Below are 23,361 nucleotides of genomic sequence, written 5' to 3'. Positions count from 1 at the left end.
AATCGGTTCATGCCCGCCGCGCCGCTTTCACACGCTGACGATCCTCTTCCAGCGTCAGTCCGATATCGAAGCGATTGATAAGCCGTTCGCGATGTTCGTCGACGAGGCGCTTGACGCGGTTGTCTCCGATTGCGCCTAACGCACTCAATGCCTTCTGCAAGCGAATGCCGACCTCTACCGTCGCGGCGCCGTCGCGAGCGATGGGAGTGAAGAAGTCCTCGAACAGGTCTTTCGTCTGTAACGCCTCGACATACACATGCCGGACCGGCTGGTCCGACTCGTCGATACCGCCCTCGGCATGACGTACCCATGGCGTCAGCACCCGAACGCCGCAGCCGATCACGTCGATTGCCGTACCGGGGTCGTTGATTCCCGGCGACAACGCTCTCGACGCCACCTCCGCCAGCACGATGATGCCGAATCGCGGATCCTCCTCGAAACGCCGCGACGGGCTGATCGTGAAGGCCTCGGCAATCTTCTCGGCACGCGCTTCATCAAGCGTGGGCGTCGACGCCAGCACTCTGGTCATGTCGAGGAACGTCCCCGGCAATGCCTGCACGTAGATGGCATGGCCCAGATCCTCGGCCAGCGAATCCAGCAGCGGCATGTCGATGTGCTGAAGATAACCCACCTTGCCGGCGCGAACCGGCTCGAGCCCTTCCGGCACCGTGGAAGGCATCGCCTGGCCACCCAGATAGGGCTGATCCATGCGCCCTTCGAGCGCTTTCCTGGCCGCCGTTTCCACTTTGTCTATGGTGTCTCGCACCCGACCCAGCCGAGTCAGATATCCGGCCCACTTGATCAACTGGTAGACCGTCATCACGATGACGACGAGCGTCGCCGCGAACAGCAGTGTCCGGCCATCCTCGTCGTAGATGCCGGCAGCCAGCGCAATGATCCCGACCAGACTGAACAGGAACGCGCCGATGAAGGTTGCCAGCGTGTTCTGTGTCACGCGGTCCTCGATCAGCAGAAGGTTGGCTCGCGGACTGACGTTACTGGTCGCCGAACCGTAGGCAGTCACCATCGCGCCGAGCGAGAATGTGGTCACCGCCAGCATGCTCGAGGCGATGATATTGAGAATGCTGTCTACTGCGCGAGCCCCGATGCTGACCACCGATGGCACGTCCAGCCAGGGCGTCACCAGCCAGGCGATCAGTGCCGTGACCACGCCGCCCAACGAAAAGAGCGTCGCGCGGTACCACAGAGAGCGGCGTAGCTGACGCCACACCCATTGAAAGCGCCCCATTAACATACGGTTCCCATCCCTGGATTGAATCACGCTCAGTCTACGCCAAACGGGCTGTCGACGAGCCTTTTGCCGATGCTGGGCTATTCTTTGATCGAGCGGGTTGGATCTAGACACCCGGTTGCCAATGACGGCGACGGAATCGACCCCATCTCGGGGTAAAACAAGCGACCATCGGTTTGGGCAAAAGGAGCTTGCCATGACCAAGACCCCCGCAACGCGGGTGACCCGCCATCGCTGTGGCAAGGGCTTCACCTATCGCACGCCCAGCGGCAAGACGCTGAACGACAAGGCGTGGCGCGGCTGGATCCAGTCGCTGGCGATCCCGCCGGCCTGGGATGAGGTCGAGATCGTGCTCGACAAGCATCACCACATCCACGCTACCGGCCGCGACAGCGCCGGGCGCAAGCAGTACGTCTACAATGCCGAGTGGCGCGAGAAGCGCGAGGTGCTGAAATTCGACCGCATCGTCGAATTCGCCCTGCGGCTGACGCCCATGCGTCGCGTCACCGGCCAGCATCTCACGCTCGAAGGAATGCCCCGGCAGAAGGTGCTCGCCTGCATGGTGCGGCTGATCGACAGCGCCTACTTTCGACCGGGGAGCGAGCGCTACCGGGAGGAGAACGAGTCCTACGGCTTGACCACCATGCGTTCGAAACACCTGACCATCGACGGCGACGAGCTGATATTCGACTACCAGGGCAAGAGTGGCCAGCATCAGCATCGCGTGGTCGAAGATCAGCGCCTGGCCAGGATCGTGGGCGAGCTCGACGACATTCCCGGCTACGAGATCTTCAAGTATTTCGACGACGACGGCCGTAAGGTGAGAGTCGACAGTCACGATCTCAACGACTACATCCATGAAGTGATGGGCGAACGCTTCAGTGCCAAGGATTTCCGTACCTGGGCCGGCACGTCGATTGCTGCACTGGCGCTGGAAGAGCTCGGCCCGGGCGAAAACGACAAGATGAGCCAAAGCAACGTTCGCCAGGCGGTCGAACGCGTCGCCAAGACGCTGGGCAATACGCCGAGTATCGCCAAGGCGAGCTATATCGACCCGCGAATCGTGGAGAGCTACCTGGACGGCCGCACACTGGATCACTTCCGCAAACTGGTCGAGACCGAGCTGGAGGCGGACGACAAGCTGACCGGCCCGGACGAGCGCGCCATCCTCAGGCTGCTGAGAAGCCGGTTGGAGTCGGCGAGCTGACGCCTTGTCGATGGACAGGAACCGCCATCGAGCGATCCGTCTCCACGAGCTATTGCCCTGAGCGACCGATGCGGGCTATCGACCTATCGGCAATCGACTCCACCAGACGGCCAATGCTAAAAAGGAGGTTTATCCATCGACCGCGCCGAATGCTCCGCCGCGCCATGTCTAAGGTCGCGGCGGTGGATTCCCGACCCGTTCCTCCCACCGCCAAGGAAAGCGCATGAACCCAGCCGAGCCCTCCATCGATACTGTCGTCTACGTCGCCAGCTCAGGAGATGGGACCATTGGCAGCTATCGCCTGGACCGTCAGAGCGAAAAGCTGATCCCGCTAGCCACCACGGAGGCGGCAGAGAACGTCATGCCGTTGGCCATCAGCCCGGACAAGCAGTTCCTTTACGCCGCCATTCGCAGTGATCCGCTACGGGTGCTGAGCTATCGCATCGACTCGAACAGCGGTGAATTGACGCCACTGGGCAGCGGCGCACTCTATGGCAGCATGGCCTATATCGCCACCGATCGATCCGGACGTTATCTGCTCGCGGCCTCCTATGGCGGCAACCTGGTCAGCGTCAGCCCCATCGACGGCAACGGGGTGGCCGGTGACGCCACCCAGACCCTGGAAACCGGCAGCCGCGCCCATGCGATCCTGACGACGCCGGACAACCGCCACGTCCTTGCGACCAATCTGGGTGACGACCGTCTGGCCCAGTTCTACTTCGCCGACGGCGCGCTCGCACCCAACGATCCGCCCGCCGCCGAGACCGCCGCCGGGGCCGGCCCGCGTCACTTCGTGTTCTCACCCGACGGGCGCGTCGTCTATGTGCTGGGCGAGTTCGACGCGACGGTAACGACCTTTGCACTGAATGCCGACGACGGCACATTGACCCAGGTCAGCGTGTGTCAGGGCCTGCCGGACACGCTGGAACTGGCGCCAGGCATGCCCCGCGAGGAGATCCCGGCCGGCGATGACACCCCCCGCATCTGGGCCGCCGATCTGCACATCACCCCGGACGGCCATTATCTTTACCTTTCCGAGCGCACCAGCAGCACGCTGAGTACGCTGCGTGCCGATCCGGAGAGTGGCAAGCTGCAGTACGTCGCCAATCAGCCCACCGTGAAGCAACCCCGCGGTTTCGAGATCGATCCCGCCGGGCGCTATCTGGTCGCCGCCGGCGAACTGAGCGATCACCTGTCGCTCTACCGCATCGAACCTGCCAGCGGTGAGCTGACCCACGTCAGCGACGCCCCGGTCGGCAGCAAGACCAACTGGGTGGAAATCGTGTCGTTCGGCTAGCCGAGACGTTTTCACCGGCGCGCCGCGTGAATGCGTTGGTCACGTGGCGCTGGTATACTCTGTCGCGACCGCAGGTTGTCGACAACTTCGATGCACAGTCGCCGCGGCCGATTTCAAGACCACGCTGCCGGTTACCCCACCGTTGCTTCAGTCAAGGGGGAGCCGGCGCCGTGATGCATGGCGTCCTGCGGGCGAACCGGTGATGGAAAGACGACGTCAGCCGGCGACGCCCGTCCGACGTATCGATCGCCAGCGTATTCATCGCACCACAGGCGCGACGCGCATTCGAGTCTCTGCCAGCGCTCGACACTCGTGCCATTGCCAAAGAGAGGTTAACGAATAGACATGTCCAATACCCCGAAGATCATCTACACCCTGACTGACGAAGCGCCTGCACTGGCCACCTACTCTCTGCTGCCGATCATCGAGGCGTTTACCGGTACGGCCGGTATCACGGTCGAGACTCGCGATATTTCGCTGGCCGCCCGCGTGCTTTCCCAGTTTCCGGACCGACTGAACGACGAGCAACGCGTCAGCGATGACCTGGCCGAACTTGGCCAGCTGGCGACGACGCCGGAAGCCAACATCATCAAGCTGCCCAACATCAGCGCTTCCGGTCCGCAGCTCAAGGCGACGATCAAGGAGCTGCAGGGCCAGGGCTATCCCCTGCCGAACTACCCGGACGAACCTTCGAGCGACGAAGAGAAAGCCATCAAGGCGAGTTACGACAAGGCCAAGGGCAGCGCGGTCAATCCGGTGTTGCGCGAAGGCAACTCCGACCGTCGCGCGCCGAAATCGGTCAAGAACTACGTCCGCAAATACCCGCATCGCATGGGCGAATGGAGCGGCGATTCGCAGTCCCACGTCGCCCACATGAGCGAAGGCGACTTCTACGGCAGCGAACAGTCCGCCGTGATCGCCAAGGCCGGCAAGCTCAAGATCGAACTGCAGCAGAAAGATGGCACCCACATCGCCCTGAAGGACGGCCTCGCGGTCAAGGAAGGCGAAGTCGTCGACGCTTCGCGCATGAGCAGCCGTCGCCTGCGCAACTTCATCGACAGCGAAATCAAGGATGCCAAGAAGCGCAACGTGCTGTTCTCGCTGCACTTGAAGGCGACCATGATGAAGGTCTCCGACCCGATCATGTTCGGTATCGTGGTCGAGGAGTTCTACAAGGAGGTGCTCGAGAAGCATGCCGAGGCGCTCAAGCTCGCGGGCTTCAACGCCAACAGCGGCATCGGCGATCTCTACAGCTCGATCGAATCGCTGCCCAGCGAACAGCAGGATGCGATCAAGAGCGATATCGACGCGCTCTACAAAGAGCGTCCGCCGATGGCGATGGTCGACTCGCACAAGGGCATCACCAACCTGCACGTGCCGAGTGATGTGATCATCGACGCCTCGATGCCGGCGATGATCCGTGACTCCGGCAAGATGTGGGGCACCGACGACGCACTGCACGACACCAAGGCGGTGATCCCCGATCGCTGCTACGCGACGATCTATCAGACCGTGATCGAGGACTGCAAGAAGCACGGCGCCTTTGATCCGACCACCATGGGTAGCGTGCCCAACGTCGGTCTGATGGCGCAGAAAGCCGAAGAGTATGGTTCCCACGACAAGACTTTCCATATCCCGGCGGACGGCACCGTGATCGTCACCGACGAGAATGGTCAGACGCTGTTCAGCCACGACGTCGAAGCCGGTGATATCTGGCGCATGTGCCAGACCAAGGACGCGCCGATCAAGGATTGGGTCAAGCTGGCCGTCACTCGCGCCCGTGAAAGCGGCGCCCCGGCGATCTTCTGGCTCGACGCCAACCGTGCCCACGACGCCAAGCTGATCGAGAAGGTCGAGACCTATCTCAAGGAGCATGATACCGACGGCCTGGATATCCGCATCCTGGCGCCGGTGGAAGCGATGAAAGTCTCGCTCGAGCGTATCCGCAAGGGCGAGGACACCATCTCGGTCACCGGCAACGTGTTACGTGACTACCTGACCGATCTGTTTCCGATCATGGAGCTCGGCACCAGCGCCAAGATGCTCTCGATCGTGCCGCTGATGAACGGTGGTGGCCTGTTCGAGACCGGTGCCGGCGGCAGCGCACCCAAGCACGTTCAGCAGCTGCTGGAAGAGAACCACCTGCGCTGGGATTCGTTGGGTGAATTTCTCGCCTTGGCCGCCTCTCTCGAGCATCTGGGCAGTACCTTCGACAACGCTCGCGCCAAGATCCTGGCGTCCACGCTGGACCGCGCCAACGGCGAATTCCTTGACGCCGACAAGTCGCCCAAGCGTAAGGTGGGCGAGCTCGACAACCGCGGTAGCCACTTCTACCTGGCCCTCTACTGGGCGAAAGAGCTGGCCGCTCAGACCGAAGACGGCGAACTCAAGTCGCTGTTCGAGGAGATCGCCAAGACCCTCGGCGACAACGAGAAGGCCATTGTCGACGAGCTCAATGCCGCGCAAGGCAAGCCGGTGGACATCAAGGGCTATTTCCATCCCGATCGCGAGCGGGTGAGTGACGCCATGCGTCCCAGCAAAACGCTGAATGCAGCGCTGAACAAGCTCTACCAGGCGTCCTGATCGGCGACCGGCTCGGGCTACCGAGCCGGTATCCCTTCTTCCGTCCTGCTTCGGCAACGACGGAGCCAAAAAGAAACGGGCCCGTGCCAATGCACGGGCCCGTTTGCTTGGGCGGGTAGGCGTTACCAGAAACGCGATATCGACAATAGGCTCGTTGCCAGTAATCCGGTTGCCTTACCATTCTTGAAGACCGGTACTTCCGGCTCGTCGACGGCAAAGATGCCGCCGCTCAGTCGGCGGACGCGCTTCATGAACAGCGCGATGCAGATCAGCGTGCCGATTGCCGCCACCACGTAGCTCATCTGCAGCGACAGACCGAAGCCGATCGGCGCGTAGGCCAGATAGGTAAAGGTCGCCATGGTCATGAATACCGCCGGAATCGAAGTGATCAGATGCGGCTTGCGCGCCAGCACCAGATACATCGTCGCAACCCAGAGAGCGATGACCGCCGTGGTCTGGTTGGCCCAGGAGAAGTAGCGCCACAGCAGCGTGAAGTCCATGTGGGTCAACGCGTAGGAGATCACGAACAGCGGCGCGGCGATGAGCAGACGCTTGACGATGGGCCGCTGATCGATCTTCAGATAGTCGGCAATGATCATGCGCGCACTGCGGAAAGCCGTATCGCCGGAGGTGATCGGCAACACGATCACGCCGAGAATCGCCAGCGTACCGCCAATGGCGCCGAGCATGGTGGTCGACACTTCACTGACGACCGCGGCCGGGCCGCCGGCAGCCAGAACGTCGGACAGCGTGTGGTCGCCATGGAACAGACTCATCGCCGCAGCGGCCCAGATCATCGCGATGACGCCCTCGGTGATCATCATGCCGTAGAAAATCTTGCGGCCGTTGCCTTCGTTCTCGGTGGTGCGCGAAATGATCGGCGTCTGTGTGGCGTGAAAGCCGGAGAGCGCGCCACAGGAGATAGTCAGGAACAGTAGCGGGAAGATCGGTGCGCCCTGCGGATGCATGTTCTGGAACGAGAGCTCCGGGATCGGGGCACCGGTGAAGATCATGCCGAGACCGATACCCAGCGCGCTGAACACCAGCAGTGCACCGAAATAGGGGTAGATTCGGCCGATGACCTTGTCGATCGGTAGCAGCGTCGCCAGCAGATAGTAGGCGAAGATTACCATCGTGATCAGCGTGATCGACAGCGGCGTCATGTTGGCCAGCAGCGCCGCCGGCGAGGTGACGAAAACGGTGCCGACCAGCAGCAGCAGCAGGATGGCGAAGCCGTTGACGATGTGCTTCATCGCCTTGCCCAGGAACTTGCCCGCCAGCTGCGGCAGGTGCGCACCGTGGTTACGGATCGAGATCATGCCGGTGAGATAATCATGTACCGCGCCCGCAAAGATGCAGCCGACCACGATCCAGACGAATGCCACCGGACCATACAGCGCACCCAGGATCGGCCCGAAGATGGGTCCGACGCCGGCAATATTGAGAAGTTGGATCAGCGAGTTACGCGTGGTGTTCATCGGCACGTAATCGATGTTGTCGCGCATGGTGAAAGCGGGCGTACGCCGCTTGCGATCGGTGACGAACACTCGCTCCACGAACTTTCCGTACGTGAAGTAGCCCGCTATCAATAGCAGGATCGATCCAATGAATGTAATCATTTAGTGCCCCTGAAGCGAAGAGAATGCCTTGTGAGCATCCGGCAGGTACCTTGATAGGGATGTTGGCGGGCCAACGGCGGTCGCAGTATGGTTATCCGCGCCAATTTACGAACAAGGTCAAATAATTACATTTAGACTTTAGTGGCGGACTCGGCGCCGAGGCGCTTGCCGGGTCTCGCCTTGTCCCGCATGCTGACGCCTTTCCCGTCACCTCGGGTAGCCTGCTTCGATGATCAAGACCTATGCGTCCTTACTCTCAGCGCCTTTTATCGACTCCCTGACTTCGAGAGCCGTAACGGCTGCCATCGTGTTGTCGATGTCGATCTCTGCCGCGGTCGCGTCGACACCACCGCACTCTCACGATCTTCTGGCTCGTGCCGATGTGGTGTATCAACCCACCGTGACATCCCTCGAGCACCTCGCCCCGGACGCCGATCCCGACGTCATCGCCCTGGGTCTTGCCACCATGCAGTGCGCCCAGCGCCACGGCGTGGGCGAAGCTGCGCAGCGCCTGGCGATCATCGATTACAGCCGCTCCTCGCTGACACCACGCCTGTGGGTCTTCGATCTCCCCCGGAACAAGCTGCTGTACCGTGAAGTCGTGGCCCATGGTCAAGGTTCCGGGGGTGACGTTCCCGATCGATTTTCCAACCAGGAAGGCTCACACGCCTCGAGCCTGGGTCTGTTCGTGACGCGCCAGACCTACGAGGGCAAGAACGGCTACTCGTTGCGTATGGATGGGCTCGAGCCCGGCTTCAACGATGCCGCCATGAGCCGCGCGATCGTGATGCACGGCGCCGATTACGTCGATCCTGGCATTGCCGAGCGTCAGGGACGACTCGGACGTAGCTGGGGATGCCCCGCTCTGCGTCCCGGCGTCGCTGGGGATGTCATCGACGTGCTCAAGGAAGGCCAGTTCATCTTCTCCTACTATCCCGAACGGGAATGGCTGATGAATTCGGCGCTGGCGCAGTGCGCTCAGGCCCGCGTCGAGCAACAGGACACCGGCGAGTATTTCCTCGGCACACGCTGATCAAGCATCGCCTTTATCGAGTGCAGGCGGGGGCGCGCACGACGTCGATAGCGAGTACCCTGTTCATGGCGGTCATCCCATCATTGGCGGCCGCCCCACCCACAGCAGTCACCGATCCCGGTAGTGCGCACGACGTGAATCGAGAATGCGTCGTTCTTCGGCGCGTCGTTCGAGGGAGTCAGCATGTCACGTACGGGAATTACACTGCTGCTATTGATCGTCACCCTGCTGGTTTCGCCAGCGAGCTTCGCCGTGCCCTACTGGGGCGAGAAACAGTCAAGCCCTGTCGATACGCCGATCGACCAGCTTCCTCCCGGCGCCTGGATCTGGGGTGGCGATGACAGGCACGCCGGCCCGATGGCCGTCGTCGTCAGCCTCACCGAGCAGCGCGCCTACGTCTATCGCAACGGGATCCTCATTGGCGTGACGAGCATCAGTACCGGTCGCGAGGGCTACGAGACGCCGACCGGCGTCTTTACCGTGCTCCAGAAGGACAAGGACCACTACTCCAACCTCTACGGCAATGCACCGATGCCGTATCAGCAACGCCTGACCTGGGACGGTGTGGCGCTGCATGCCGGCGGGCTGCCCGGTTACCCGGAATCCCACGGCTGCGTCCACTTGCCGACCGAATTCGCTCGTCTGTTGTTCGATGCATCCAACCTGGGCATGACGGTGGTCGTGGCGGAGGCGGGCCAGGCGCCGATCTCCGTGGTTCACCCGGGACCATTGAGCCCCATCGATGCCCATACTGGCAGTGGTGTCGAGATTCCTCTGTTGGCCAGTGGCAGCAGCTGGCGCTGGGCCATGGACCCTCCTTCCGAAGGCCCGGTCTCGATGGTTCTCAGCCGTAGCGATCGCCTGATCGTGGTCTATCGCAATGGCGTCGAAATTGGCCGTTCACGCGTCGAGATCGGCAGCCCCGACAGGGTGACGGGTACGCGCGCCTATATCGTCGAAGGCCATTTCCATCCACCGCCGGCTAGAGAGAGCGATGAAGTGCCCCTGCGTACTCTTTCCATGCCGACCTGGATCGCAATTGGCGTACCCGGTTACGAAAGCACTGCCGGCCAACTGGTCTCGACCAACCTGGTCAATCAGGTGGTCGTACCCGATGGTTTCAAGCGGAAGGTGCTGCCCCTGCTGGAACCCGGCACCGTGCTGGTCGCAACCGATGCCCATCTCACCGCGGAAAATAGTGGTGAGTCCATCCGGGTGATCGATAGCGTTGGCCCCCGTACCTGGCTCGATGATGTCATGACGCTGCTCCATCCCGGCACGGACCGCTAACGTCGGCATGCATCCCCGCTCAGCCTGGGGTGCGTCACACTGTGCGACATTTATCCGCTATGACATTCCTCGCGGGTAACCTATGTTGAGAGTCGCAAGGCGACTCGGCTCGCCGCAGCGACAGGTAATCAGCAACCAGGCGGTACCCGAGCGCTTCCGTTCGATGCTTTCACGGTGGCGAGGTGTTTATGTTCAAGTCTCTGCTAATCCCGATCGATGGTTCCGAGGACTCCCATATCGCGCTCAACGTTGCCTGTCAGTTGGCAGCACCGGTTCAGGGCAAGCTGTATCTGCTCAACGTTCGCGACCCTTACCCACAACTGCATAAAGGCGAATTGCTCAGTGTCGAAGCGGCGATCAAGGCGGCTTCGGTGGATACCGCCGATCACGAGGGTCACGCCATTCTCGATGCCGCGCTTGATACGCTACCTTCCTTCCCCGGTTATAACGGGGAGTTCGATACGCTCGTCAAGCAGGGTTCGCCGGCACGCATGATCGTCTCCGAGGCCGAGCGGCTGGGCGTCGATGCCATCGTGATGGGCAGTCGTGGCATGGGGCAATTCAAAGGGCTGATGATCGGCAGCGTGTCGCACAAGGTGACCCATGTCGCCAACTGTCGTGTTATCTGCGTACACGAGACCCCGCATCGGCATGCAACCCAGGCGCCTCACGAGTTCATCGACGTGTATTGATGCGGCCACCCCTGTACCCGGCAGCCAGCCCACGCCTTGCAAGGCTGGTGGATCGCCACCATGTTAAAACAGTGCCGAGAGGCAAAGTCTCGAGGAGAAAGATCATGGCCAGCGGTTGGGCAAAAGATGGCGCAGTGCAGGAACAGATCGACAGTACGGTCCAAGACGGTATCGAGGAAGCACGCCAACGGCTTCGGAATCAGGGCCCTAGCCTGACGATCTGTGAAGAGTGCGAGGCGCCGATTCCCGAGGCGCGGCGACAGGCCGTTCCCGGCGTGCGCCTGTGTATCGCGTGTCAGGCGGAAGCGGATCGTCATCAAACCCATCGCGCCAACTACAACCGTCGCGGTAGCAAGGATAGCCAACTGCGCTAGCGGCGAATACGCCCCAGCGCACTCCATTGGCGGTCATCCCGCGCCGGGCATCGGCGCCCGGTAATGCTAGAATCATGGCGTCGTCACAGCCTGCCGAGCGCTGAAGGAGTCCGGTCTCATGCATTTCGATCTCGCGGACTTGCGCATCTTTGTCCATGTCGCCGAAGAGAGCAGCCTGACAGCCGGGGCTCAGCGCGCGCATCTTTCCACCGCCGCGGTCAGCGGCCGAATCAAGTCTCTCGAAGCGCAACTGGAAAGTCGGCTGTTCTACCGTAGCAGTCAGGGCGTCGAGCTGACGCCGGCCGGCGAGCGCCTGCTGCAGCACGCACGCCTCATCCTGCGCCAGGTCGAGCGGGTCAAGAATGAATTCTCCGGTTACGCCAGTGACGCCATCGGCCATTTGCGGATATTCGCCAACACCACCGCCGTCATCGAGTTCATGCCCGAGGTACTGGCCGACTTCCTCGCGACGCGGCCCGGCATCACGGTGGATCTTCAGGAGCGGCTGACCAGCGATATCATTCGCGGCGTTCTCGATGGCACCGCCGATATGGGAATTCTCGGCATCATGGTGGGCGTCGAGGTGCCTTCACGACTGAAAACGCTGCCATTCAGTCAGGACAGGCTGGTCCTGGCCACGCCACTCGATCATCCGCTGACCGAACGCGAAGAGATCACCTACGAAGATGCGCTGGATTATCCCCACGTGACGCTTCACGAAGGCAGCACCCTCTTTCACTACCTGGAGCGCAAGGCGCTGGAGTTCGGCAAGCCATTGCCGGTCAGAATTCAGGTTTTCGGTTTCGAATCGGCGTGTCGGATGATCGAAGCCGGCGTCGGCGTGGGCATCCTGCCGGAGTCCTGCGCCTTGCGCTATCAGAATCACATGCGGTTGAGCGTGCGCCATTTGAGCGACGCCTGGGCATATCGGGAACGCAGCGTGCTGATCCGCGAAGATCATGTCCTCCCCGCTTTTGGCCAGGAGCTGCTGGATATCATCACCCAGCATCAGACGTCTCGGAGCCCCTCGCTGGAGCGCCACGAACCGGCTTCGCCATGAAAAACGCCCCGTATGGCAGGGCGTAATCGTTTCGGTTATTGCCAACTCGGGCTCAACTCAAGCGCTGAGCGTAGTCCTCGTAGCCGAAGGTCTTGACCGTGCGCACTTCGCGGCTCGTCTCGTCGATCCGACAGATCGACGGCAGACGGATGCCGTTGAAGGTGGTGGTCTTGACCATGGTGTAGTGCGCCATGTCGGTGAACACCAGACGGTCACCGATCTCGAGCGGACGATCGAAGGCGTAATCGCCGATCACGTCACCGGCCAGACACGTCGTGCCGCCCAGTCGATAGGTGTACGCCTTCTCGCCGGGTCTGGCGCCGCCGAGAATCTCCGGACGATACGGCATCTCCAGTACATCGGGCATGTGCGCCGTGGCGGACGTGTCCAGAATCGCGATCGGGCCATCGTTTTCGACGATATCCAGCACGCTGCAGACGAGATAACCGGTATTCAGCGCAATCGCCTCGCCGGGTTCGAGATAGACCTCGAGATGCGGGTGGCGCGACCGGAAGTCACGGATCACTCGCACCAGCCGTTCGACATCGTAGTCGGCCCGCGTGATGTGGTGCCCGCCGCCGAAGTTGACCCAGCGCAGGCTGGCCAGATACTGGCCGAACTTCCGCTCGAAGGCACCCAGAGTCGCTTCCAGCGCGTCGCTGTTCTGCTCGCAGAGCGCGTGAAAGTGCAGCCCCTCCAGCCCCTCGAGATCCGCCGGCGCCAGATCCGCAGCCCGGGTGCCAAGCCGCGAACCCGGCGCGCAGGGGTCATAGAGTGGGACTTCGCCGGTGGAGTGCTCGGGGTTGACGCGTAGCCCGCAGGAGACTTCACGCGGCGACGCTTTCACGGTGTCGCGAAAGTGCCGCCACTGCCGCGGCGAATTGAAGCTCAGGTGGTCCGCATAGCGCAGCACCACGTCCATCTCCGGCGCGGTGAACGCCGGCGAGTAGACGTGCACCTCGCCACCGAAGGTCTCGGCACCCAGACGCGCTTCATCCTGACCGCTGGCGGTGGTTCCAACCAGATACTGGCTAACCAGCGGGAAGGTATTCCACATGGCGAACCCTTTCAGCGCCAGCAGAATTCTCGCGCCGCTGTCGGCCTGCACCTTGCCCAGCAGTTCCAGATTGCGCCTGAGCAGCGCGTCGTCGACCACGTAGGCCGGCGACGGACAGGCCCGAACGTCGAAGGGATAGTCGGCAATGGGAGAGGCGATAGTCGTCATCTCCTGCTCAGGCCAGCGGGTCTTGATCGGGGTCGAGCTCGACCATCTGCCACGGCAGGCCCATCTCGCCGATGCGCTCCATGAACGGGTTAGGATCGAGCTGCTCGACGTTGTAGACGCCCTCGCCCTTCCAGATGCCTTCCAGCATCAGCATCGCCCCGGTCACCGCCGGCACGCCAGTGGTGTAGGAGATCGCCTGGGATTGGACTTCCTCGTAGCACTTCTCATGATCGCAGATGTTGTAGATGTACACCTTGCGACGCTTGCCATCCTTGATGCCATCGAGGATGACGCCGATGTTGGTCTTGCCCTTGGTGCGCGGACCGAGTGACGCCGGATCCGGCAGCACCTGCTTGAGGAACTGTAGCGGCGAGATGTCGACGCCGTTGACCTGAATCGGATCGATGCGGGTCATGCCCACGTTCTCGAGCACCTTCAGGTGGGTGATGTACTTTTCGGAGAAGGTCATCCAGAAACGGATGCGCTCGAGCCCCTTGATGTTCTGGGACAGCGATTCCAGCTCTTCGTGATAGAGCAGATAGAGATCTTTCTCGCCGATGCCGTCGAAATCGAACTTGCGCTTCTCGGCCAGGGGCGGTGTCTCGACCCACTCACCCTTCTCCCAGTAACGACCGTTCGCAGTGATCTCGCGAATGTTGATTTCCGGATTGAAATTGGTCGCAAACGGATAGCCGTGGTCGCCGCCATTGGCATCGAGGATATCGATGCGGTGAATCTCGTCGAACAGATTCTTCTGGCCATAGGCGCAGTAGATATTGGTCATGCCCGGATCGAAACCACAGCCCAGCGTGGCCATCGCGCCGGCCTTTGCGTAGCGATCTTGAAACGCCCACTGTTCCTTGTACTCGAACTTGGCTTCGTCGGGGTGCTCGTAGTTGGCGGTGTCGAGATACGGCACGCCGGTCTGCAGGCAGGCTTCCATGATGGTCAGATCCTGATATGGCAGTGCCACATGGATCAGGATATCCGGTTTGAACGACTCGATCAGCGCGACCAGCGCCTCGACGCTGTCGGCATCGACCTGGGCGGTCTGGATCGGACGCGGCAACTGCTCGGCGATCGCCTTGCATTTGGCTTCGTTACGGCTGGCGAGACAGATCTCGCTGAATACCTCGGGATGCTGGGCGCACTTGTGAGTAACGACACCACCGACGCCACCGGCGCCAACAATCAGGACTTTGCTCATGAATTCGCTTCCAGATCGGGAAAAGTCAACAGTGATAAGGTCTTATCGCTAGTGGCCAAGGCGAGTCAAATCAGTGGTCAAGGGCTTGTCGAATGAGTGTGCAACTAACTTCTCAGAAGATTCAGCGCGTCCCGACCCGATGCCACCCCGGTCTTGGTCTCGCACCGACCCGGGAACCGGCGAGAGGCCGCAGATAATGACCTCGTCTGAGACTGGCCTCAAGACTTTTTCGCGTCAAATTCCGGCCGATTTTAGGATAGATTCGTTACCATCCGACTAAACATCGCCCTCCAGTGTCTTGCCCTCGCTCGCCGCCCTTCAACCCCGAGGCCCGAACAGAATGACACCGGCGCCGATCAGACAGATCGTCGCGCCAATCACGTCCCACCGATCCGGCAGGCGCTGCTCGACCAGCCATAGCCATACCACCGACGTGACGATGTAGACGCCGCCGTAGGCCGCGTAGGCACGCCCTGCGTAATCGCTGTCGACCAGCGTCAGAAGCCAGGCGAACAGCATCAGGCTGACGACGCCCGGGCCCAGCCACAGTGCAGACTTGTCCAGTCGCCACCACGCCCAGAATGCGAAGCAACCGGCGATTTCTGCTAGCGCGGCGGCGAGGTAGATAAGGGGGGTCAACAAGATGTGGGCCTGTCTAAAACCGTAGGATCCGGCGGTATCGCCTCACCTGACAGGCGCCATTCCAACGCTACCGACCAAGACGTCTCCACGAGCCAAAACGACGACCCCGGCCTGAAGCCGGGATCGAGAAACGCTCTTGGCCGAGAAGTTCGAACGAACTTCAACGACGGCCGAGAATAATACCCAGAAACACGCCAACACCGCCTGCAATCGCCAGCGCGCTGATCGGATTCTTGACCGTTGCCTCACGGACTTCGTCGAGCTTCTCGCCGTAATTGGCCTGCACCTTGCCTACTGTCTGACGCGCTTTGCCTTCGCTGCGCAGATCGTCGTCTTCGGTGAAAGCGCCAACGGCTTCCTGAGTGCGACCCTTGAGTTCCTCGGTGCGTCCTTTCACTTGATCTTCGTACATGTCGATCTCCTTGATGACTGACTTTACAGCAGAATCACTCCACTGGCCCTTGAGCATAGTTGGCTTGCGCGTTCTCGACAAAATTCGCGTATCTCGGTCGAGCTCGAACGCCGAAAACTGCCGGACATCGCCGCCGAACCGGTTTACGCTGCGTGGCGATCATGACCAAGGATAAATGCCATGCCGCTACCGTCGCTGCTCCGTCTGCTTCTGCTATCCGCGCTTTGGGGAGCCAGCTTCCTGTTCATGCGAATTGCCACTCCGGCACTGGGGGCGTTTCCCACCGCATTTTTCCGCGTGCTGTTCGGCGCGTTGGGGCTGGTGGCGATTCTCGCCGTACTGGGCGTGCGTTGGCAGTTCGATGGCAAGTTCAAGACGTCACTGGCGATCGGCATGGTCAACTCCGGCATTCCGTTCGCGATGTTCTGTATCGCGGCCCAGTATCTGCCTGCCGGCTACTCCGCCATGCTCAACGCCTCGACGCCACTGATGGGCGTGGTGATCGGCGCCACGTTCTTCCAGGAACGACTTACGCGGGACCGCCTGATCGGCGTGGCGCTGGGCGTACTGGGCGTCAGCGTGCTGGTGGGGACCGGCCCTGTCGCGTTAAGCCGGGGTCTGCTGATCGGTGCCGGCGCCTGCCTGGTCGCCGCTGGCTGCTATGGATTGAGCGGCTTCGCCGTCAGACGCTGGATAGCCGAGCGCGGCGGGCTCGATTCGCGGCTGATCGCAATGGGCTCACAGGTGGGGGCAACCTTGTTACTCGCGCCTTTCATGCTAGGACAGGTCGCACTCGCGCCAAACGCGCTGGTATGGAACGACCTCGGTGTCTGGTGGGCAATGCTTGCACTGGGCCTTGCCTGCACCTCGGTGGCCTACCTCTTCTACTTCCGCTTGGTCGAGGATCTCGGTCCGATCAAACCGCTGACGGTCACCATGCTGGTCCCCCTGTTCGGCGTGCTGTGGGGCGCGCTGTTCCTCGGCGAGCGGGTCACCTGGGCGCACGCTGTCGGCGGACTGCTGATCGCGGGAGCCCTATGGCTGATTCTGTTCAGGCGCCAGCGATAGCTCTTTGGTGATAGCTCGTTGGTGATAGCTCGTTGGTGATAGCTCGTTGGTGACGGAACAGCGGCAACAGATCCTTGGCGAGCGGACGTCGCCGGCAGAACATCATCCACCGAACGGCAGCGAGCGCATCAGCGAATCTCCCGCCTCCGGATTTTCGAACTATACTGAGAAACGCATTCTGCTAAAAAAGGAATAAGCAATGCGTACTTCAGGTTTGATGGGTGCAGGGCTGCTGGGTTTGACTCTGACACTCGCAGGTTGTGCCGGGGCGCCGCCGTCCCCATACGAGAAGGCGGCCGGTGAATACGAAGGCGTCCTGCCCTGCGCGGACTGCTCGGGCATCCAGGTCGATCTGGAAATGATGAACATGGATGACACCGGTGGCGCCTATTCGCTCAACAGCCTCTACCAGGGACGGAGCGATGAGCCGATGACCACCAAGGGCAATTTCCTGGTGCTCAAGGATGCCGGACCGCAGCAGATTCCGACGATCTACGAGCTCAAAGGCGCCGGCGGCAATACGATCTACTATCTACGCCCCCTCGACAACGGCGATCTCGAAGTCCTCGATACTCACATGCAGACGATCCAGTCCGGCGCCGACATGACGTTGAAACGTCAGTAAGTTCAGCCAGGACCAACCGACGAACCGGGCTCATGCCCGGTTCGCTCGTTTAAAGCGCTCAAGTCTTCAGCGAACGATGCACATACAGATCGTATCGGCTGGTCTTGCCTTCCAGAACGTGCTTGGGCGCGGGGCCCTCGATAGGCGGCGCCTTGCGTGGGCGCTTGACCACGACGCGGTGCGTGGCGACATCCAGCGCCGCCGACAGCAGGCTCGGGGCATCGATATCATCGCCCGCGAGCTCGCGGAAAAGCCGCATCTCCTTCTTGACCATGGCGGACTTCTCCCGATGCGGAAACATCGGATCGAGATGCACGACCTGGGGCTGGTGCGGCCAGTCGCCGACCGCTTGCGCCAGTGCCGTGGCGCTGTCGGCGTGTCTCAGTGAAAGCCGTTCGACGATCTGTGCCACCTCGTCGTCGCTCGACGCCTGCCGCAGAGCCGCCTGCAGCAACGCGTGGACCGCCGCCACGCGTTCGACCATCAACACCTCGGCCCCCAGAGAGGCCAGCACGAAAGCGTCCCGACCCAGGCCTGCGGTGGCATCGACGATCTGCGGCACCACACCCTTACCGAAGCCGCAGGCTCTGGCGACGAGCTGCCCGCGCCCGCCGCCGTAACGCCGGCGATGCGCCGCGGCTCCGGTCACGAAATCCGCGCGTATCGGATGACCGTAGAGTCTGACGTCACCGCCGATTTCCAGTCCGTTCTCGCCACATTGCAAGACGAGCCCGCCAGCGGGCGCCGACGAAGCCCAGGGCAATCCATAGCGCGCGGCGAGATCGATCAGGGAGTCGCCGACCACGGTCAGCGGCTCGCTGGCTGCCATCGGAGAGTGGGAATTCACGTCGCCCATACGAACAGCGCCACGCCCAGCAGCAGACGATAGATCACGAACGGCATCATGCCGATCTTGTCCAGTGCTGCCAGAAACAGCTTGATGCAGATCCAGGCCGCCACGAACGACAGCGCCACGCCCAGCAGAATCTCGTGCCACTGGGCTGCGGTACCCGACTGAACCAGCTCGAATCCTTTCAACGACCCTGCCGCCAGAATCAGCGGAATCGACAGCAGGAAAGAGAAACGCGCCGAGGCCTGCCGGGTAAAGCCGAGCATCAAAGCCGCCGTCATGGTAATGCCCGAGCGCGAAGTGCCCGGAATCAGGGCAATGGCTTGGGCCAGGCCGATCAGCAGCGCGCTCTTCAGGCTCAGGGTTTCGAGCGGCTTGACCCGACTACCGCGCTTGTCGGCCACGCCCAGAAGCACCCCGAACAGGATCGTCGTCGTGGCAATGACGAGCACCGAGCGCCCCGCACTCTCGACCCAGCCTTCGATCAACAGACCGAGGATCACCGCCGGGATGGTGGCGATGATGATCGCCCACCCCAGACGGCTTTCCGGGGTCGGCCCGCGCTCGCCGAACTGGGTAAACCAGGCGTGAAGGATGCGCCAGACTTCGTGGCGAAACGCGAACAGCACGGCCCCCAGCGAGCCGATATGGACGGCGACATCGAAGGCCAGCCCCTGGTCGGACCAGCCAAACAGCTGCGAAGGTAGAATCAGATGCGCGGAAGAAGAGATGGGCAGAAATTCCGTCAAGCCCTGGATGATGGCGAGCGCGGCCAGCTGAAAAGCATCCATTATCGTTCACTATCCTTATGCAAAGGGAAGCGCTGAATAAATTGACGAGCGGAGTAAAGCGCAAGGCGTACGGAGCACAGGAACCGGAGCCTATGGCGTATAGGTGAGGATTTCGCGCACCGCACAACGAAGCGATTTGCCCGCGCAGACATTTATGCAGTGTTTCCAAAGAGGTCGCCATCGTTAGCCTTGACCTTTCACGTCTTACGCCATGCCACCTCGTCACGCAGATAGACAGGGATGACCTCATGGGGGGAGCCACCGCGGGCGCCACGCTGCCACGAAGCAGCGGCCAGACGTGCAATATCCTCAGCCGCCGGGAGTTCATCGGGGAGGGTCTGCACCAATGCAGCCTGTACATCGACAGGCATGGCAGATAAAAGTTGCCAGCCGCTGCCGATCCCCAGCCACTCGAGTTCGTCATCGCCTTGCGGCAGCGAGAGTTTCGAGGGCGGCATGACCCGCTCCTCCAGGAGGGCAGTCAGCATCCCCTCATGGCAGCGATAGGCGGCGACATAGATCTCGTCCATGCGCGCGTCGAGTGCCGCGATCACATATCGCGCGTGCCATTGGCGATGGGCAGCCAGCGCCAGAGCGTCCAGCGTCGAGATCCCCATCAACGGCAGATCGGCGCCATAGGCCAGCCCCTGGGCGACCCCGGCCGCGATTCGCAAGCCGGTAAACGATCCGGGACCTTGCCCGTAGGCAATCGCATCGAGCTGCTCCAGTGATACACCGGCCTCGGCCAGAACCTCGTCGATCATCGGCAGCAGCAGGCGGGTATGTTCGCGCGGGGCGATCTCGAAGCGCTGAACGATGGATTGATCCTGAATCAGCGCACAGGAACAGGCGGTAGAGGAGGCGTCCAGCGCCAGCAACGTCGGCATCGGTGTCCCGGGGAATGGCGGCAAAAAGAAGGGGGCGAGTATAGCGCCATCGTGACGCCAAAACGAACGCTCCGCCAAGAGGCGGAGCCTATTTCGAGACGACTTTTCGGGCTATCGGTGTTTCGGGCTAGCGGCGTTTTAGGCTAGCGAAGAGTCGGACTGGCAAGGAATCGGATGCTCAGGCCTCAAGTGCGGCGAGAACCTGTTCGCGAATCTCGTCGACGCTGCCGATACCGGCAATACGGTGGTACGCCGGCGCTGCGTCGGCATCCTCCGCCGCCCACTGCTGATAGTAGCTGACCAACGGCTCGGTCTGATCGTGGTAGACAGAAAGACGATGGCGTACGGTCTTCTCGCTATCATCGTCACGATGAATCAGCGGCTCACCGGTGACGTCGTCCTTGCCCTCTTCCTGGGGCGGCTTGTAATCGACGTGATAGATGCGCCCGGAATCCGGATGCACGCGACGTCCGGAAAGTCGATTGACGATCTCTTCGTCGTCGACGGCTATTTCCACCACATGATCGAGCTTGATGCCGGCTTCCTTCATCGCATCCGCCTGCGGCAGCGTGCGCGGAAAACCGTCGAACAGGAACCCGTTGGCGCAGTCGGGCTGCGCAATGCGCTCCTTGACCAGCGCAATGATCAGATCGTCCGATACCAGAGCGCCACTGTTCATGGTCTCCTTGACCTTGACTCCCAGCTCGCTACCGTCCTTTACCGCGGCACGCAGCATGTCGCCGGTGGAAATCTGCGGGATATGGAAATGCTCGCAGATGAACTGGGCTTGGGTACCCTTGCCAGCGCCGGGGGCGCCCAAGAGGATCAAACGCATCGATACGGCTCCTTGAAGAATGATGTCGGTTCTTGGAATGGTCGGTGACATGGAAAACAGGATGCAGAAGACACCGTCAATGGCTCAAGACGATACCTGCCGATCCGGTAGCGCACAAGACTCGCTTGGGCTAACGCCGCCGCGGGATCCGGCCTTTCGTTTCTACCACGCTGGCGTGGTAGAGACGAAAACGCCAACGGCCTCCGTAGAGGCCGTTGGCGTCGATCGCATCGACCGTCGGATCAGACCAGCATACGACGGATATCGGTCAGCACCTGCGCCAGGAAGGCGGTGAAGCGCGCCGCATCGGCACCGTTGACTGCCCGGTGGTCATAGGAGAGCGACAGCGGCAACATCAACCGCGGTGCGAACTCGCTACCATTCCAGACCGGCTTCATCGACGACTTGGAAATACCCAGAATGGCCACTTCCGGAGTATTGACGATCGGCGTGAAGGCCGTACCACCGATGGAACCGAGGCTCGAGATGGTGAAGCTGGCACCGCTCATCTCGTCGCGGGACAGCTTCTTGTTCTGCGCCTTCTTGGCCAGCTCGACCGACTCCTTGGCCAGATCGATCAAGGATTTCTTGTCGGCATCGCGGATCACCGGCACCATCAGGCCATCCGGCGTATCGACCGCCACGCCGATATGCACGTAGTGCTTGATGATCAGCTTGTCGCCGTCCGGATGCAGGCTTGCGTTGAACTGCGGGAACTTGCGCAGCGCATAGGCGCACGCCTTGATCATGAACGGCAGCGGCGTCAGCTTGGCACCCTGGGATTCCGCCTCGGCTTTCATCGACTTGCGGAACGCTTCGAGCTCGGTAATGTCCGCTTCGTCGAACTGAGTGACGTGCGGTACGTTGAGCCAGCTGCGATGCAGGTTGTTGGCGCCCGCCTTCATCAGACGGCTCATCGGCTTCTCTTCGATCTCGCCGAACTGGCTGAAATCGATCGCCGGCACCTGAGGGATACCCGCGCCACCAGTGGCCCCGGCCTTCGCCGCGCCGCCGCCACTCTTGCGATCCTTCATCACCTGCTTGACGAAGCCGTCGACGTCATCCTTAAGGACACGACCCTTGGGACCGGAACCTTTGACTTCACCGAGCTCGACGCCCAGTTCGCGGGCCAGCTTGCGTACGGCCGGGCCGGCGTGCACGTGGGCACCTTCGGTCTTGTCGTCACCATGCTTGTGGCGCGCTTCCGGGCTCGGCTCACCGCTGACGTCCTTCTGCGCCTGACCGTCGGATCGCTTGTCGGCCTTGGACGTCTTTCCGGTGTCGGAGGTCTTTTCGGCGTCGGACGTCTTTTCGGCATCGGACTTGCCCGGTGCCGGCTTCGAATCGTCGCTTTTCTTCGGGGACGATTTCTTCTTCGCCGGCTTCTTGGCACCCATAACCTCGACGTAGCCGATCAGATCGCCTTCCGAGACGCTGTCGCCTTCCTTGACCGAGACTTCGACGACCTTGCCCTGGTAAGGACTCGGTACGTCCATGGAGGCCTTGTCGGACTCCAGCGTGATCAGGGTGTCTTCTTCGTTGATCTCGTCGCCTTCGCTGATGGCGACTTCGATTACTTCGACACCTTCGCCGCCGCCGATATCGGGAACACGAATTTCCTGACGGCTAGCTTCGCCGTCGTCTTCGCCTTCGCCGTCTTCATCCTCGTCACCATCGGCGTCTTCATTCTCGGCGCTATCGGCGGATTCCGCGGGCGCTTCATCAGCGTCCTCTTCGTCTTCGCCTTCATCATCGCCTTCGCCGGCGATCTCCATGGTGCCGATCAGGTCACCTTCGGAGACGCTGTCGCCCTCCTTGATCGAGAGCGAGACGATCTTGCCGCTGTACGGGCTCGGCACGTCCATCGAGGCCTTGTCCGACTCAAGCGTGATCAACGTGTCTTCTTCGCTGATTTCGTCGCCTTCGCTGACAGCGACTTCGATGATCTCGACGCCGTCGCCACCGCCGATATCCGGCACTTTCACTTCGACGGTACGCTTGCCACCACCGGAGGACTTCTTCTTCGATGCAGCCTTCTGGGGCTCGGCGTCATCGCCGCCGTTGTCGTCTGACTCGTCGCCATCGTCCGCCTTGGGCTTGTCCGATGACTCGCTCTCGTCCTGCGACGGCTCGTCGTCGGCATCATCGCCACCCTGGTCGTCACCGCTATCCTCGGCTTCCAGCTCGAGAATATCGTCGCCCTCGGAGACGGTGTCGCCTTCCTTGACCAGAATCTTGACGACCTTGCCACCTTTCGGCGCAGGGACATCCATGCTGGCCTTATCGGATTCCAGCGTGATCATGGTGTCTTCGGCGGCAATGACGTCGCCGACGCTCACCGCGATCTCGATGATTTCGACATCGTCGCTGCCGCCGATGTCGGGAACTTTGATGATTTCGCTACTCAAGGTC

General features: G+C 61.5%; 21 protein-coding genes. 10 read left to right on the top strand and 11 right to left on the bottom strand.

Features of this window, described 5'->3' with window-relative positions:
- Positions 1-7 precede the first annotated feature (7 nt).
- On the bottom strand, positions 8-1,249 hold the full coding sequence (locus ACUN9V_RS08365) for a DUF2254 domain-containing protein (RefSeq protein WP_445511059.1): 1,242 nt from the start codon (positions 1,247-1,249) through the stop codon (positions 8-10).
- Positions 1,250-1,448: 199 nt separating this feature from the next.
- Here ACUN9V_RS08365 and ACUN9V_RS08360 point away from each other — a divergent pair, with 199 nt between their 5' ends.
- From ACUN9V_RS08360 to ACUN9V_RS08350, 3 genes are all read left to right on the top strand, one after another.
- Positions 1,449-2,459, top strand: coding sequence for a DNA topoisomerase IB (locus ACUN9V_RS08360; RefSeq protein ID WP_445511058.1), 1,011 nt, complete (start codon positions 1,449-1,451; stop codon positions 2,457-2,459).
- Positions 2,460-2,682: 223 nt separating this feature from the next.
- Positions 2,683-3,756 (top strand): lactonase family protein, encoded by a 1,074-nt coding sequence (locus ACUN9V_RS08355; RefSeq protein WP_445511057.1) that lies wholly within the window; start codon positions 2,683-2,685, stop codon positions 3,754-3,756.
- Between the two features lie 345 nt (positions 3,757-4,101).
- Complete coding sequence (locus ACUN9V_RS08350) at positions 4,102-6,339, top strand: NADP-dependent isocitrate dehydrogenase (protein WP_445511056.1); 2,238 nt, start codon at positions 4,102-4,104, stop codon at positions 6,337-6,339.
- Positions 6,340-6,461: 122 nt separating this feature from the next.
- On the opposite strand, the gene ACUN9V_RS08345 is transcribed toward ACUN9V_RS08350, so the two are convergent.
- Positions 6,462-7,958, bottom strand: a complete 1,497-nt coding sequence (locus ACUN9V_RS08345) for a carbon starvation CstA family protein (RefSeq protein ID WP_075563274.1) — start codon at positions 7,956-7,958, stop codon at positions 6,462-6,464.
- 316 nt (positions 7,959-8,274) lie between these two features.
- Between ACUN9V_RS08345 and ACUN9V_RS08340 the strand changes: the two genes are divergently transcribed.
- From ACUN9V_RS08340 to ACUN9V_RS08320, 5 genes are all read left to right on the top strand, one after another.
- Complete coding sequence (locus ACUN9V_RS08340) at positions 8,275-8,991, top strand: murein L,D-transpeptidase catalytic domain family protein (RefSeq protein WP_445511055.1); 717 nt, start codon at positions 8,275-8,277, stop codon at positions 8,989-8,991.
- 183 nt (positions 8,992-9,174) lie between these two features.
- Positions 9,175-10,281, top strand: a complete 1,107-nt coding sequence (locus ACUN9V_RS08335) for a L,D-transpeptidase (protein WP_075563275.1) — start codon at positions 9,175-9,177, stop codon at positions 10,279-10,281.
- Between the two features lie 188 nt (positions 10,282-10,469).
- Positions 10,470-10,973 (top strand): universal stress protein, encoded by a 504-nt coding sequence (locus ACUN9V_RS08330; protein ID WP_445511054.1) that lies wholly within the window; start codon positions 10,470-10,472, stop codon positions 10,971-10,973.
- 104 nt (positions 10,974-11,077) lie between these two features.
- The gene (locus ACUN9V_RS08325; RefSeq protein ID WP_445511053.1) at positions 11,078-11,347 is read left to right on the top strand and encodes a DksA/TraR family C4-type zinc finger protein; all 270 of its coding nucleotides are present in this window, start codon (positions 11,078-11,080) and stop codon (positions 11,345-11,347) included.
- Positions 11,348-11,465: 118 nt separating this feature from the next.
- The gene (locus ACUN9V_RS08320; RefSeq protein WP_075563278.1) at positions 11,466-12,407 is read left to right on the top strand and encodes a LysR family transcriptional regulator; all 942 of its coding nucleotides are present in this window, start codon (positions 11,466-11,468) and stop codon (positions 12,405-12,407) included.
- Between the two features lie 52 nt (positions 12,408-12,459).
- Here ACUN9V_RS08320 and nspC read toward each other — a convergent pair whose 3' ends face one another.
- The 4 genes from nspC to ACUN9V_RS08300 all read right to left on the bottom strand — a co-directional run bounded on the left by nspC (position 12,460) and on the right by ACUN9V_RS08300 (position 15,893).
- Positions 12,460-13,632 carry a carboxynorspermidine decarboxylase gene (gene nspC, locus ACUN9V_RS08315; protein WP_445511052.1) on the bottom strand — a complete coding sequence of 391 codons (1,173 nt, stop codon included), beginning with the start codon at positions 13,630-13,632 and terminating at the stop codon, positions 12,460-12,462.
- A 7-nt stretch (positions 13,633-13,639) separates the two neighbouring features.
- Complete coding sequence (locus ACUN9V_RS08310; protein WP_075563280.1) at positions 13,640-14,839, bottom strand: saccharopine dehydrogenase family protein; 1,200 nt, start codon at positions 14,837-14,839, stop codon at positions 13,640-13,642.
- Between the two features lie 318 nt (positions 14,840-15,157).
- Positions 15,158-15,481: a YnfA family protein gene (locus ACUN9V_RS08305; RefSeq protein WP_223162143.1), complete on the bottom strand. Its 324-nt coding sequence runs from the start codon at positions 15,479-15,481 to the stop codon at positions 15,158-15,160.
- Positions 15,482-15,641: 160 nt separating this feature from the next.
- Entirely contained in the window at positions 15,642-15,893 is a 252-nt protein-coding gene (locus ACUN9V_RS08300; protein ID WP_075563281.1) for a CsbD family protein, read from the bottom strand.
- Positions 15,894-16,073: 180 nt separating this feature from the next.
- Here ACUN9V_RS08300 and ACUN9V_RS08295 point away from each other — a divergent pair, with 180 nt between their 5' ends.
- Together ACUN9V_RS08295 and ACUN9V_RS08290 are read left to right on the top strand one after the other, a co-directional pair.
- Complete coding sequence (locus ACUN9V_RS08295) at positions 16,074-16,961, top strand: DMT family transporter (protein WP_110692259.1); 888 nt, start codon at positions 16,074-16,076, stop codon at positions 16,959-16,961.
- 199 nt (positions 16,962-17,160) lie between these two features.
- Complete coding sequence (locus ACUN9V_RS08290; RefSeq protein ID WP_110692260.1) at positions 17,161-17,586, top strand: copper resistance protein NlpE; 426 nt, start codon at positions 17,161-17,163, stop codon at positions 17,584-17,586.
- A gap of 58 nt (positions 17,587-17,644) precedes the next feature.
- On the opposite strand, the gene ACUN9V_RS08285 is transcribed toward ACUN9V_RS08290, so the two are convergent.
- From ACUN9V_RS08285 to aceF, 5 genes are all read right to left on the bottom strand, one after another.
- The gene (locus tag ACUN9V_RS08285; RefSeq protein WP_445511189.1) at positions 17,645-18,415 is read right to left on the bottom strand and encodes a class I SAM-dependent methyltransferase; all 771 of its coding nucleotides are present in this window, start codon (positions 18,413-18,415) and stop codon (positions 17,645-17,647) included.
- A gap of 14 nt (positions 18,416-18,429) precedes the next feature.
- The gene (locus ACUN9V_RS08280) at positions 18,430-19,227 is read right to left on the bottom strand and encodes an undecaprenyl-diphosphate phosphatase (protein ID WP_445511051.1); all 798 of its coding nucleotides are present in this window, start codon (positions 19,225-19,227) and stop codon (positions 18,430-18,432) included.
- 197 nt (positions 19,228-19,424) lie between these two features.
- Positions 19,425-20,114, bottom strand: coding sequence for a tRNA (adenosine(37)-N6)-threonylcarbamoyltransferase complex dimerization subunit type 1 TsaB (gene tsaB / locus ACUN9V_RS08275; RefSeq protein WP_445511050.1), 690 nt, complete (start codon positions 20,112-20,114; stop codon positions 19,425-19,427).
- A gap of 178 nt (positions 20,115-20,292) precedes the next feature.
- The gene (adk, locus tag ACUN9V_RS08270) at positions 20,293-20,949 is read right to left on the bottom strand and encodes an adenylate kinase (protein ID WP_445511049.1); all 657 of its coding nucleotides are present in this window, start codon (positions 20,947-20,949) and stop codon (positions 20,293-20,295) included.
- A 242-nt stretch (positions 20,950-21,191) separates the two neighbouring features.
- Positions 21,192-23,357: a dihydrolipoyllysine-residue acetyltransferase gene (gene aceF, locus ACUN9V_RS08265; RefSeq protein WP_445511048.1), complete on the bottom strand. Its 2,166-nt coding sequence runs from the start codon at positions 23,355-23,357 to the stop codon at positions 21,192-21,194.
- Positions 23,358-23,361 lie beyond the last annotated feature (4 nt).

The sequence above is a fragment of the Salinicola sp. V024 genome (assembly GCF_052645315.1).
The sequence above is the reverse complement of the archived record's forward strand: the minus strand, read 5'-3'. Positions and strand labels throughout refer to the sequence as shown.

Coding starts and splice junctions, on each gene's coding strand:
- ACUN9V_RS08345 (WP_075563274.1), bottom strand. CDS start 7,958: ATGATTACATTCATTGGATCGATCCTGCTATTGATAGCGGGCTACTTC.
- ACUN9V_RS08325 (WP_445511053.1), top strand. CDS start 11,078: ATGGCCAGCGGTTGGGCAAAAGATGGCGCAGTGCAGGAACAGATCGAC.
- ACUN9V_RS08360 (WP_445511058.1), top strand. CDS start 1,449: ATGACCAAGACCCCCGCAACGCGGGTGACCCGCCATCGCTGTGGCAAG.
- ACUN9V_RS08330 (WP_445511054.1), top strand. CDS start 10,470: ATGTTCAAGTCTCTGCTAATCCCGATCGATGGTTCCGAGGACTCCCAT.
- ACUN9V_RS08285 (WP_445511189.1), bottom strand. CDS start 18,415: ATGGCAGCCAGCGAGCCGCTGACCGTGGTCGGCGACTCCCTGATCGAT.
- ACUN9V_RS08280 (WP_445511051.1), bottom strand. CDS start 19,227: ATGGATGCTTTTCAGCTGGCCGCGCTCGCCATCATCCAGGGCTTGACG.
- ACUN9V_RS08355 (WP_445511057.1), top strand. CDS start 2,683: ATGAACCCAGCCGAGCCCTCCATCGATACTGTCGTCTACGTCGCCAGC.
- ACUN9V_RS08335 (WP_075563275.1), top strand. CDS start 9,175: ATGTCACGTACGGGAATTACACTGCTGCTATTGATCGTCACCCTGCTG.
- ACUN9V_RS08295 (WP_110692259.1), top strand. CDS start 16,074: ATGCCGCTACCGTCGCTGCTCCGTCTGCTTCTGCTATCCGCGCTTTGG.
- tsaB (WP_445511050.1), bottom strand. CDS start 20,114: ATGCCGACGTTGCTGGCGCTGGACGCCTCCTCTACCGCCTGTTCCTGT.
- ACUN9V_RS08300 (WP_075563281.1), bottom strand. CDS start 15,893: ATGTACGAAGATCAAGTGAAAGGACGCACCGAGGAACTCAAGGGTCGC.
- adk (WP_445511049.1), bottom strand. CDS start 20,949: ATGCGTTTGATCCTCTTGGGCGCCCCCGGCGCTGGCAAGGGTACCCAA.
- nspC (WP_445511052.1), bottom strand. CDS start 13,632: ATGACGACTATCGCCTCTCCCATTGCCGACTATCCCTTCGACGTTCGG.
- ACUN9V_RS08310 (WP_075563280.1), bottom strand. CDS start 14,839: ATGAGCAAAGTCCTGATTGTTGGCGCCGGTGGCGTCGGTGGTGTCGTT.
- ACUN9V_RS08320 (WP_075563278.1), top strand. CDS start 11,466: ATGCATTTCGATCTCGCGGACTTGCGCATCTTTGTCCATGTCGCCGAA.
- ACUN9V_RS08290 (WP_110692260.1), top strand. CDS start 17,161: ATGCGTACTTCAGGTTTGATGGGTGCAGGGCTGCTGGGTTTGACTCTG.
- ACUN9V_RS08365 (WP_445511059.1), bottom strand. CDS start 1,249: ATGGGGCGCTTTCAATGGGTGTGGCGTCAGCTACGCCGCTCTCTGTGG.
- ACUN9V_RS08340 (WP_445511055.1), top strand. CDS start 8,275: ATGTCGATCTCTGCCGCGGTCGCGTCGACACCACCGCACTCTCACGAT.
- ACUN9V_RS08350 (WP_445511056.1), top strand. CDS start 4,102: ATGTCCAATACCCCGAAGATCATCTACACCCTGACTGACGAAGCGCCT.